4 protein-coding genes are annotated in these 12848 nt (G+C 54.5%); all 4 read left to right on the plus strand.

What is annotated here, in order from left to right; all coding sequences use genetic code 11:
- The first annotated feature begins 114 nt into the window (after window positions 1–114).
- The gene (locus tag NI000_RS30070; RefSeq protein WP_253415047.1) at window positions 115–981 is read left to right on the plus strand and encodes a serine hydrolase domain-containing protein; all 867 of its coding nucleotides are present in this window, start codon (window positions 115–117) and stop codon (window positions 979–981) included.
- A 933-nt stretch (window positions 982–1914) separates the two neighbouring features.
- Window positions 1915–2646, plus strand: a complete 732-nt coding sequence (locus NI000_RS30075) for a hypothetical protein (protein WP_253415048.1) — start codon at window positions 1915–1917, stop codon at window positions 2644–2646.
- 55 nt (window positions 2647–2701) lie between these two features.
- Window positions 2702–3046 (plus strand): hypothetical protein, encoded by a 345-nt coding sequence (locus NI000_RS30080; RefSeq protein ID WP_253415049.1) that lies wholly within the window; start codon window positions 2702–2704, stop codon window positions 3044–3046.
- A 79-nt stretch (window positions 3047–3125) separates the two neighbouring features.
- The gene (locus tag NI000_RS30085) at window positions 3126–12845 is read left to right on the plus strand and encodes an amino acid adenylation domain-containing protein (RefSeq protein ID WP_375541018.1); all 9720 of its coding nucleotides are present in this window, start codon (window positions 3126–3128) and stop codon (window positions 12843–12845) included.
- The last annotated feature ends 3 nt before the right edge of the window (window positions 12846–12848 follow it).

The raw sequence follows: 12848 nt of genomic DNA on the forward strand, positions 1-12848 counted from the left end.
ATATAACATACAATTAGCTATCAATGCCACGGCTGCAGCCATCTATATTATTAAAAACGACACGATTGTAAATGAGTGGTATGAAAACATGATTCTTCCGAGAATGCACGGCCGGTGACCCCAGAAAGTCAATTCAACGTGGGCTCTATTCGTAAAACGTATCTTGGCTTGGCTATAAGTTTATTAGTTGAGCAAGGTTTAATTAAAAGTATCGACGAAGAAATTGGAGATTATTTAGACGAATATAAGGGAGTAGCGAATGGAATTACATTACGCCACCTGCTCACTCATACTCACGGTTTAAATAAGCAAGCGGAAGAATTATCAAGAGAGTTTCAGCCAGGGGAAAATTGGGCCTACAGAAACCTGGGCATTACCATGTTGTTTGAGTTGGTCTCGAACTTATCCAGGAAATCCTTAAGTACTTTTATGCGAGAAAATGTGTTTGAAATTTATAAGCTGAACGAAACCGGATGGAGAACGGAGTTTCATGAAGAACTCATTTACAACTATTATAAAGATAAAGATCCTTGGGTCGGTCCTAACAACAGTGATGCAGGAGACCAAAGCAATTTGTTCGTTAGTGCAAGAGACTTGGCAATGTGGGGATATATTCACCTTAAAAAGGGCCGGTTGAACGGAAAACAGCTGCTGCCTCCAAGTGTGTTTGAACGAGTAACTTCGCTGGCCACCCCCGGGACGGTTCCGCTCCATTTGCCTCGAAACGGTTATATTTGGTGGCTTCAAAGCGATACTCCGTTGAATCAAATAGGTGAATGTTTGCCAAGTAGTTCTTATCAAATACTTGGGATAACGGGATGCGCATGCTTAGTTATTCTGGAGTATGATGCAGTCGTCGTACGAATGTATAACCAGTTAGCCAATACCGGCGAATATGATTATTTAAAAGATATAAGACAGTTTGGAAATTTGGTCAATGACCTTCTGAGGTCCTATTCAGTCAATGAGCCAGTCCTTTAATGGAGCCGATGAGCTGTGACCCGTAAGTTAGACACTTAGACAAAAGTGGACTATCTTACGGGTCGTTTTGTTTTGATCACATGATCGAAGAACGAACATAAAACGATGCCATCGCTCAACAAAAGCGGCGTTTAATATCTGTCGAAGGATGAGTCAATCTACAACATTCGACAGGTGATTGTCTAAAAAAATCAACCTTGCCCATCCACCTTTCGGTTGATTCGTTTTTTTGGGTTGATGGGGTAAGATGGATTTGAAGTGAAGAAAAGTAAATACTGCAAGTAAAACGGAAACCGAAAAAGGACTTAAGCTTGATTCCCACATGGAATCCCAAGCTAGCGAAAATCAGTTATAAAATCCGACAAAATAAGCCTCTATTCAATAAATTACCATTGATGTATGATATTCTCTAAAAATGACTACTGCTAGTCAATATGCGACTAAAAAGCTTTGGCGAAGGCGCTTTGGGAGACCGGTCCGATATAAACGAAAGAAGCTGATTTCGCAGAGAAGCTTGTACGGATTGTCAAAAAAGGTGGCAGGACATCGGACTGAGGTCCATGCAAACCCAAGAACGGAAGCGCTTCCAAAATAACATCTAAGCTGTCGGAGCGCCGAGTCTGTACTTTCCGCGTTCTTTCATCCGCAATTCGATCTGGGCCGTAAGGCCTTGCTTCAACCGAATATGCTACCAATTATTTATACGCTCCAAGCCTGATAAACCTTTTGAAGCCAGTCGGCTTTTCCCGCAAACGGAGCGTTGAAGTTGAATAGATTGCATGATCGGCTTTTCATCAAAAGCCCCTTCCATCCGTACACCTTGATTTTACATAACCGGTTTACCTAATCCATCGATTTACGAAACCAATGAGAGGAGTCATGGTCATGGCGCAAATTATTCCAAGTTTAGAGTTAAAATGGGGGTTCCCTTATATGTCTCCTAATGGGACAGAGCCTTCCCCTTATCTGTATCAAATCAACCTGGATCATGAAGTGGGGCCGGGTATTCTATTCCACGATTGTCTGGTGAAAATCGCCAATGCTCACAAGGGTCACCAAAAGGGGAGCATCTATTCCTGCTATGGAAGCTGGATCGGCGCAGGCGTCGTATGGCTTATGTATCCGATGAATGAAGCCGACGAGCGTGAAAAAGCTCTTTCCGACGAGCAAATTTTGTGTGAAGCGTTAGGGGAAGAGGAAGGCAAGCAGACGATCGAGGCGTTCCGCTCTACGTTAATTTCGGACGAGCGCAAGCTTCTGAAATATTTGCCGTCGGCCAGCAATCCGTCTTCCCAGAAAGAAGAAACGCCGATGGAATATATTTATTACGCCGTCGTCCAACTGAACGAAAAATCCGGCACGGGCGAATATCAAGAGCTGGTATCGAAGGCGATCCAAGCCCACAATCAGCACGGACAAGGGTTAAAATGGGTTGCCTATGCCGAGGCGGGGACGGACTCCCGTAAGGTCCACCTGTTTGTACCGATGAGAACATTCGGTGAAATGGATCATTGGCAGGGACTGGGAGACATCTTGAACGTATTCGGGAGTGAAGAAGCCAAGACGATTCGCGACTCGCTCTTGTCGGGTGTAGAGGACTACAAATCGTATTTGATGACTTTCGTGCCCAGCTGCGACAATTCCGGCTGCGAATTCGTCGAGTAGCTCATTTTCGAAAAAGCCAGACCAATTTGATCCCTTATAAAGGAGCTGTTCACTCATGGAACAATTTTTATATCACTTGGATTTCTATATTATTCCGAGTAAAACATCGCAATTTGAAGAAAATATCACCAAAATTTTGGTGGCTCACCATAATCATGCCAAAGGCCTGGGGCATCGGATGACGTTTTACCGGACCTTCGTAGGCGGGGATGACGTGTTGTCGTTGACCATTCCAATGGAGTCGCTCGGTGACATGGACTTGTGGATGCATACCCCCGAAATTGTTATCGAGTATTTCGGTCCGGAGGAAGGCATCCGTATTTTGAACGATTATTCATCGGCAATGAAGGTATGGAAGAGCCGAATTACGAAACGCTTCGACTTCAATTTAGCGATTTAACCCGATGCTGCCACCGGTGAATGTATTCAGCGGTGGCGGTCCCTTATTCTTTAGGATACTTATCTTCGAGGTGACGACAGTGCTCAAGGAATCTTCGTTTCTGGACATTCTTCGCCGACGTGTCGCCGACATGCCGGATCAAGCGATTCATACGTTCCTGCAGGACGGAGAGCTGCCCGGCGATTCGCTTACTTACGCTCAGCTTGATCTTCGGGCGAGAGCGATAGCAAGCGCTCTGCAATCCGAGGTTGCGCCCGGCCAGCGGGCGATTCTTTTGTTTTATCCGGGAATCGACTATATAACGGCATTGTTTGGTTGCTTGTATGCCGGTGTCATCGCTGTTCCCGCTTATCCTCCCCGCCTTCGCAACCGGGAGTCCCGCGGGGGAAGCCAGCGGATCAGTTCGATGATTCAAGACGCGGAGCCCGTTATTGCCCTGACGCAATCCGGGTTGCTGGATCAGCTCGAGAGCTGTAAAGAGCAGCTGCCCGAGCTATCGTCGATGCGTTGGCTTGCCGTCGATCGGATTTCTTCGGATCAAGCAGCGGCGTATACTTCATACGATACGGCTCCTGGGGCGGTGGCTTACCTTCAATACACGTCAGGGTCCACATCATTGCCCAAAGGGGTAATGGTTACGCACGGGAATTTGTTGGCGCAATGCCGTCTGATGGTGGAATCCTTGAGGTATCGGGCGGACTCCGTTTCGCTGATTTGGCTGCCGCCTTTTCACGATTGGGGCTTGATCGAAGGGATCATGCTGCCCGTATACAACGGACATCGCGGGTTGTTAATGGACCCGGTCTCTTTCGTACAGCAGCCGGTTCGCTGGCTGGAGGCAATCACACGCTGGAAAGTAACCCACGGCGGGGGACCGAACTTCGCGTTGGATTTATGCATACGAAAGGTGACTCCGGAGCAAATCTCCCAGCTGGATTTGAGCAGTTGGGAAGCGGTGGGGGTTTCGGCGGAGCCGGTCCGTCAAGAAACATTGGAGGAATTTGCTTCCATGTTCGCTGCATGCGGGTTTCGCCGGCAGTCGTTGTCGCCCGGCTACGGCATGGCCGAGACCACGCTTCAAGTCTCGTCGGCTTTGCGTCATGGGCCTACTTATATCATGGGAGCCCCCGCCGAGCTAGCCTTGAACAGAATCGTGGATTGCACCGACGGAGAACTCGGCACGGCCTTTCCTTCCTGCGGAAAAGCGGGATGGGATATGAGAGTTCTTATCGTAGACCCGGAAACGCTGCAAGTATGCGCTGACAATCAGGTTGGCGAAATATGGGTAGCCGGCGGGTCCGTTTGCGCAGGCTACTGGAACCGGCCGGAAGAGACGGAAACGGCATTCCGGGCCTATACCAGCGATACGAAAGAAGGACCTTTCCTGCGCACGGGCGACCTGGGGTTTCTGCGAAACGAAGATTTGTATTTTGCCGGCCGCCGGAAAGATTTGATCATTGTTGACGGACAAAATCATTATCCGCAGGACATTGAGCTTACGGCGGAAAGAAGCTGTCTGATTCTGCGCAACGGCGCCGGGGCGGCGTTTGCCGTGAGGACTCGTGGAACGGAGGGGGTCGGTCTTGTCTACGAGGTGAAGCTTGCGGCGCGCAAGGCCAAGCTCGACATGGAAGCGATCGCTCATGAAATTCGTCAGGCGATCTCGGACGTTCACGGCATTTCGCTGGAATGCTTGACGCTGATCCGTCCCGGCAGCATTCCCAAAACGAGCAGCGGAAAAATCCAACGAAGCGCAAGCAAACAAGCTTATGAAAGCGGCCAGTTGGATGTGATCGGAAGCTGGAAGGCCGTTGCCGCTCCCGAACAAGAGGCTTCGCGGATTCTTGTTGACGGCCCGGCGGGGCAGCGGTTGGCGAGCTCTTGGAAAGAAGAGGCATTGGAGCATTGGGTCCGTAAACAGGTAGCTTCCCGTCTGGGACTGCCTCCTGCGGAGATTGATCCTCTAACGCCTTTCTCGTCTCTGGGGCTAGGTTCGAAGGAAGCCATCCTTCTGACCGGGGAGATTGAGCTGCATGTCGGACGCAGACTGCCGCCAACCTTGCTGTTCGAGCAGCCGAACATCCGCGCCTTGGCAAGGCATCTGACAGACGCCGGGACAGATATGGGGAGGTCCCGCATCCAACGAAGCAATAACGCTGAGCCCATTGCGATTATCGGACTCGCATGCCGTTTTCCGGGAGCGTCCGATCCTGAAGCTTTCTGGAAAGTACTGGAGAGCGGGGGGGATTGCATTACCGAGGTGCCCCCAGAGCGATGGCGGGTGGAAGACTACTATGACGCGGAGCCCGATGCGCCGGGAAAAACGTACAGCAAGCATGGCGGCTTCCTTGCCGATATCGATGCCTTCGACGCCAAGCTGTTCAATATCTCACGTCCCGAAGCGATGGAGTTGGACCCGCAGCAGCGGCTGCTGCTGGAATTGAGCTGGGAGGCGCTGGAACGCAGCGGCTATGCTCCCGACCGGCTGGCAGGTCGGCCCGCAGGAGTATTTATGGGCCTTAGCCATAGCGATTATCAACGTATACAGTGGATGGATATTGAGCGGCTCGGTCCCTATACTGCATCCGGCGGAGCGCTCAGTACGGCAGCCGGACGGCTCTCTTACTGCCTGGGGCTGCAAGGGCCTGCAATGGCGGTAGATACGGCCTGCTCATCTTCGCTTATGGCCGTGCATCTGGCTTGTCAAAGCATACGTAACGGGGAATGCGAGATGGCTCTGGCAGGCGGTGTAAACCTTACGCTGTCGCCAGAGGTGAACATCGGTCTTTCCAAGGCAAGAATGCTGTCGCCAACCGGACGATGCCACACCTTCGACGGTACGGCCGACGGATATGTTCGCGGGGAAGGCTGCGCCGTTGTAGTACTCAAGCGGTTATCCGACGCTCAAGCGGCGAAAGACCCTATTCTCGCGGTCATTCGCGGGTCGGCTGCCAATCAGGACGGACGCACGAATGGACTCACCGCGCCGAACAAAGCTTCCCAGACTGCGGTGATCCGCGAGGCGATCGGCAATGCAGGCGTGAAGCCGCAGGAGGTCCAGTACGTAGAAGCGCATGGGACAGGAACCGTGCTCGGCGACCCGATAGAAATCCATGCGCTTGCGGAAGCGCTCGGCGAAGGACGCGGCCCGGATCATGCTCTTCTGGTCGGCTCCGTGAAGACGAATATAGGTCATTTGGAAGCAGCGGCCGGTATTGCCGGTTTGGTGAAAACGGTCCTCTCACTGCAAAACCGGTGCATACCCAAGCATCTTCATTTTCATCAGCCTAACCCTTACATCGATTGGAGCTCGCTTCCCATTGCCATCCCTGCGCAAAGCACACCCTGGCCGACCGGACCTTCCGCTCGAAGGATCGCAGGGGTCAGCTCGTTCGGCTTTAGCGGAACCAATGTGCATATGATTTTGGAAGAAGCGCCGCCGGTTGCGGAGAAGCCTGTCGCGGAGCCTTCCGTTTCCCCGCTGCGACTGCTGACTTTATCGGCAGGCAGCGAGCGGGCGCTGCGGGCTTTGGCCGAACGTTACGGGAAGTTCTTGGCAGAAAAGCCTTCCGTCTCGCTTGCCGATTTCTGCTGCACGGCGAATACGGCGCGAGCTCAACTGCCGTACCGTACCGCCACAGTGGGGGCAACCCCGGAGGAAATGTCGGGGCAGCTGCGGCTCATCGGTCAAGGAACGGATGGACCGTCCGCCTTGATACGGACTCGGACTTTAAAAAGTCCCAAGCTTGCGTTCCTTTATGCCGGGCAGGGGGAAGCATACCCTGGTATGGGGCGACAATTATATGAGACGGAGCCGGTATTCCGACAGACGATGGATGTTTGCGACAGAACGCTTCAAACATTTCCCGCGTTTAAAGAACGCTCGCTTAAGGCGGCGATTCTTCAGGAGGAGGGTGCGGACAATTGGATGCTAGACACTTCTTATGTCCAACCGTTTCTCTTTGCATTCCAATACGCCCTGACAGAGCTTTATCGCGCCTGGGGAATCGGGCCTGCGGCTGTGTGCGGCCATAGTGTGGGGGAATTTTCCGCTGCCTGTGCCGCCGGAGTGCTGGACTGGCTGGACGGCTTGCGGTTGGTTGCCGAACGTGGGCAACTGATGCAGTCGCTCACGGAACCCGGCCGTATGGCAGCCGTGATGTTGGCATTACCGCAGGTTGAGGCTCTGCTGGAGCTGTATTCGGACCGGCTATCGGTTGCAGCCGTTAACGGTTCTGCAAATACGGTGGTGGCCGGCGATCCGGAAGCCCTCAACCAGCTGTGCGAGAGCCTGAACGCCGAGGGAGTGGACTGCCGCTTGTTGCGGGTGTCGCACGCATTTCATTCGGCGAACATGGATGCCGTGCTGGAGCCGTTCGAGGCTGCTGCGGCAAGGTACGCCTATGGAGCGCCTCAGCTTCCGCTGATCCGGAATTTGATCGGAACCGCTTGGCCGACCGGGGAAAAGCCGGATGCCGGGTATTGGCGCGACCATCTTCGGCAGCCGGTACGGTTTGCGGCGGGTGTCCAAGCTCTCGGCGAGCTGGGCTGCGAAGTGTTCGTCGAAATCGGTCCGACAGCAACGCTTACGTATTTAGCGTCCCAGTCTTTACCTCATGCCGTTTGTCTTCCCTCCTTGGGGAAAGGGAAAGATGATAGAAGAACCCTTTTGGAGACAATGGGAGAGCTGTATTGTTACGGAATTTCCTTGAACTGGACCGCCGAGAGAGCGCAAGGATCGCACGAGACGGGAAGAAGGATAGCGATTCCGACCTATGCGTTTGACCAAGAGCGGTATTGGAGTCCGTCGGTGACGGCCTTTCAGGCAAGGAACAGGTATGTAGGAGAAATGAAGACGGGACCGGAAGCACGGCTGGATACGACGGGAATTTCAGACCATTCGCCAATGACGGATAAAAGTCGCCATGACCATGCTTTGCAAGAGGGCACCGATGAGCTCGGACGAATCTTGAGGGAGGGACCGGATCGGACGGAGGCCGTGACCGCCTATCTTCGGAAGCAGCTGGCTTCCATGCTTATGCTTTCCGAATCGTCCCTGGAAGCCGAGCAAGCCGTGGCGACGCTGGGCTTCGACTCGCTGATGGCCATACACCTGCGGAACCGGTTGCAGAGGGATCTTCGGGTGACTGTGCCGATGATTTCTTTAATGGGGGAGGCGACCTTGGCAAGTATCGCTGCCGTTTGTCTGCGGGTACTCGATCCATCGGAGAACGCGGGTTCGTCAGGGGAGCAGGCGCCGATTTTGCAGCTCCCCAGGGGAGAAGAATCGTATGCGCTGTCCATCCCGCAGCGCCAGCTTTGGCTGCTTCAGCAGATGGACCCGTCAACGCCAGCCTACAATTTGCCCACCGGTGTGCGCTTGCATGGACCTCTGAAGCAGGACGTTTTGCATCGAAGCCTTCAGGAGCTTCTGAACCGACACGAGATTCTTCGGATACGTATCGATGCGATCGAAGGGGAACCGCGTCAGCGGGTGCTTGTCTCCGATCCCAGGCCGCTGCCGGTCGTCGATCTCCGCCATCTCGCCCCGGAGGCCAGGGAGCTTGAAGCGAGCCGCATTGCCTTGGAGGAGGCCAGCCGGCCGCTGGACTTGAGCTGCGATCCGCTTATGCGGACCCGTCTTATTAAGCTTGACGACGAGGATCACATCTTGCTTCTCCTGTTCCACCATATTGTGGCGGACGGCTGGTCCTTGGTCGGTGTTTTTATGCGCGAGCTGGATTTATTGTACGCCGCTTTCGAGAAAGGGAAAGAGTCTCCGCTTTCCGGGCAGCGCATTCAATATATCGATTACGCCGAGTGGCAGCGGACGCGATTGACTGACTCTTATCTAGCCCCGCAGCTAAACTATTGGAAGGAGCAATTGGAAGGGGCGTCGTTCCATCCCTGCTTCCCGGCCGACCGGCAGAGACAAGCCTTTACAAAGCACTTGGGCCGGCGGATACACGCTTACTTGCCGACGGAATTGATGGAAGCGGTGAATACGCTGAGCCGCAATCAGAACGTCACTCCTTTCGTGACGCTGGTGGCGGCCATGAAAGCTCTGCTGTACCGCTGGACCGGTCGCGAGGACCTGATTATCGGCACTACCGTTTCCGGCAGGACGACGGAGGAGCTTGAGCAGATGATGGGCGATTTTACGAATCATTTGCCTTTGCGCACGAAGGTTCAAGCCGATGAGAGCGCGCTCTCGTTCATTCATACGGTCGAAAGCACGGTGATGAACGCTTTTGCTCATAGCGAGTGCCCTTTTGAAAAAATCGTCGAAGCGGTCAATCCGGACCGTCACGGCAACCGCAATCCGTTATATGACATTGCGGTCGTTATGCATACCTTCTCCGGCCGGGCGTCTTCGTTAAAAATCGGGTCCTCGCTGGAGGCCGGCTTCATCGCTCCGGTGGCACAAATCGACAACGGAACGTCGGAGTTGGATTTGATTTTCGATCTGCTGGAGACCCCCAAGGGGCTGTTGATCGAATGCGAGTTCGATACGGAGCTGTTCGACGCTGCGACCATCGAACGATTGATTCAAAGCTTCGGAACATTGCTGCGTGGGCTGGTCGATGATCCCGCGTGTACGGTGAAGGATTTGCCGCTCCTTACGGAAGCCGAAGAGCGAGAGCTTCTAGCGGAGTCGGTCCGGGGGCGCGTCGAGTTTGCGCCGCAAGCTTGCTTGCATCATCTCTTCGAGAAACAGGCGCAATGTCGTCCGGACAACGTGGCTGTCGTTTGCGGAGACCGGCAGTTGACTTACGGGCAGTTGGAAGCAAGGGCCAATGACACGGCACGCAGACTTGCCGCTCGGGGCGTCGGACAAGGAGCATTGGTCGGCATTTGCACCGAACGCTCGCTTGAGATGGTCATTGCCATTCTCGGCGTTTTGAAGGCAGGGGCGGGATATATCGCTTTAGATCCGGTATATCCGGAAGAGCAACTCAACTTTATTCTCGGCGATTCTTCCGCTGCGGTTGTGATTGCGCAGGAGGCGACGCAGGAGTGCGTGCGCCGGTTGGAGGGAGTGCAGGTTCTCTATATCGATGCCGGGCCGGAACCCCGGCACGAGGACGGAAAGCCTCTGGACATCGAGGTGCGGCCGCAGGATACCGCTTATGTCCTCTATACCTCGGGTTCTACCGGAAAGCCCAAGGGAGCGCTGATTACGCATTTTAACGTGGTCCGGTTGTTTCAGGCAACGGCGGATTGGTATCGCTTTGGAGAGAAGGACGTATGGACCTTGTTTCATTCGTATGCCTTCGATTTCTCCGTATGGGAGCTGTGGGGAGCGCTGCTCCACGGCGGAAAGCTGGTTGTCGTTCCTTATTCCGTCAGCCGCTCTCCCGAATTGTTCCTGAACCTGCTGCGCGACCAGAAGGTGACGGTGTTGAACCAGACGCCTTCGGCCTTCCGTCTGCTGATCTATGCGGACGGTCAGTGTTCCGATCCCGTTCCTCTTTCGCTGCGGTATGTGATTTTCGGCGGCGAGGCGCTCGATCCCGCGCTGCTTGCGCCTTGGGTTGAAAGATATGGATTGGACGCTCCGCAATTGGTCAATATGTACGGCATTACGGAGACGACGGTGCATGTGACGTATTCCCCAATCCGTTCCATCGAAGAGGCGATGCTGCAACCCGCTTCGGTCGGAGTGCCGATCCTCGATCTGCAGCTTTACATTCTTGATGCCGGTCTGCGGCCAGTGCCGCCCGGCGCCGTCGGGGAAATCTGCATCGGCGGTGCGGGTTTAGCCCAAGGCTATCTGAATCGTCCGGTGCTGACGGCCTCCCGGTTCGTTCCGAATCCGTTCCGTCTTGGCGAGGGAGAACGGTTGTACCGGTCGGGCGATTGGGGACGCATGCTGCCGGGAGGCTTGCTTGAATATATCGGGCGGGCAGACGAACAGGTCAAAATTCGCGGTTTCCGGATCGAACCCGGCGAGATTGAAGCCGTGCTGAGGCGGCATACGGCAGTTCAGGATTGCGTGCTGCAGGTGTGGGAGCCGACCGAGGAGGACCGCAGGCTGGTGGCGTATGTCGTCGCGAAGCCCGAACGGGTCGAAGCCGACTTGCCCGATAGCGTGGCGGGTCAAGAACAGGTATCCCAGTGGCAAGCTGTGTTCGACACGACCTATAGCCAAGGCGAACACCGGGGTGACCCTACCTTGAATATAACGGGTTGGAGCAGCAGTTATACCGGTCAGCCGATCCCCGATCACGAAATGCACGATTGGGTCGAACATACCGTAGAGCAAATTGCCCAGTTGAATGCCAGAGAGATACTGGAAATCGGCTGCGGAACCGGGATGCTTTTGTTCCGGCTTGCTCCGGATTGTTCGCGCTATACGGCCTTGGACCTATCCGACGTAGCCTTGAACTATGTGCGGAGCCAATTGGCAGCTACAGGGTTGGAGGAGGCGAAGATAGAATTGCTCCATCGGCCGGCAGACGACTTGTCCGGATTGGAAGACCGCTTCTATGATGCGGTTGTCATCAACTCCATGATGCAGTACTTGCCGAGTATCTCGTATTTTATCCATATGCTGGAGCAAGCCGTAAGGCGGGTGAAACCGGGCGGAACCGTGTTTATCGGCGATATCAGGAATGCCGCTCTGCTGGAGGCTTTTCATACCTCGGTGCAATTTTTCCGGGCGTCGGAAGAAACGGAGCTATCCCGCATTCAGGCTGCCGCCCAGCGTGCCGTTCGGGAAGAAAACGAGCTGCTTGCCGCACCGGAACTGTTTTATGCGCTCAAGCGCCGGATACCGCAAATCGGACAAGTGGAGGTTCGTCTGAAGCGCGGACGCTACGAGAACGAATTGACGCGTTACCGTTACGATGTGCTGCTGCATATTGCGGATGCGTCCGAGCCCGGTCCTGCAGAGCCGATCGCACCCGAACCGCTTGTACTCGATTGGCGGAAAGACGGCCTTTCCCTCGCTTCGCTTCGGAGCATGCTGGAACGGGAGAAACCCGAACGTGTGATCGTTAAGGGGATACCGAACCGGAGACTGACCGGCGAGTTGGCCATTTGGGAACAGGTGAAGCGAGGAGCGGAGAAGCGGACTAAAGCGGAAATAGCGTCTCACGACCTTTTCCGGGCGGAAGAAGCTGTCGATCCCGGGCTGCTTTGGGCTTGGGAGAAGGAGCTGCCTTATTCCGTTCACGTTGGTTGGAGCGGAGCAGCAGACGGCCTTCCTACGTTTCAAGCGGCCTTGTGCCGCAAGGGGACGGATGGCAAGAGCGGAAGGGCAATTCTTCCCGAACCGACGTTGGAGGATAAACCGCTGACCTCGTATGCGAACGACCCTTCCCTCGGCACGCTGGCAAGAAAGCTTGCGCCGCAGCTGCGCTCCTATGCATCGGAGAGACTCCCGGCTCATATGGTGCCGTCGGCTTTCGTCATCCTGGACCGGCTGCCGCTTACCGCGAACGGGAAGCTCGACCGCAGGGCCCTTCCTGCGCCGGATACCGAGCGGCCCGCTATCGAAACCGCGTATGTGGAACCGCGCAATCCGATCGAAACGATGCTGGTCGATATGGCTTGCGAGGTTTTGGGAATCGGGCAGGTCGGCGTGCATGATAATTTTTTTGAGCTTGGAGGCAATTCGCTGCTCGCGACGCAATTTGTGGGCCGGGTTCGCGCGGCCTTTATGATTGAAGTGCGTTTGGTTGAACTGTTCACCGCTCCCACGATCGCTTTGCTGTCCGAACGCGTTGTGGACTTGCTGGTTCAGGAAGTAGGAAGCGAGTTTGTGGAAGAAATTGCATTGGCAGAAGAAGCATGACAA

It is taken from the genome of Paenibacillus tyrphae, from assembly GCF_024158745.1.
Classification (GTDB): Bacteria; Bacillota; Bacilli; order Paenibacillales; family NBRC-103111; genus Paenibacillus_G; species Paenibacillus_G tyrfis_A.

Excerpts from the sequence above, each read along its gene's own strand:
- NI000_RS30075 (WP_253415048.1), top strand. The coding sequence starts at position 1,915 with ATGTCTCCTAATGGGACAGAGCCTTCCCCTTATCTGTATCAAATCAAC.
- NI000_RS30080 (WP_253415049.1), top strand. The coding sequence starts at position 2,702 with ATGGAACAATTTTTATATCACTTGGATTTCTATATTATTCCGAGTAAA.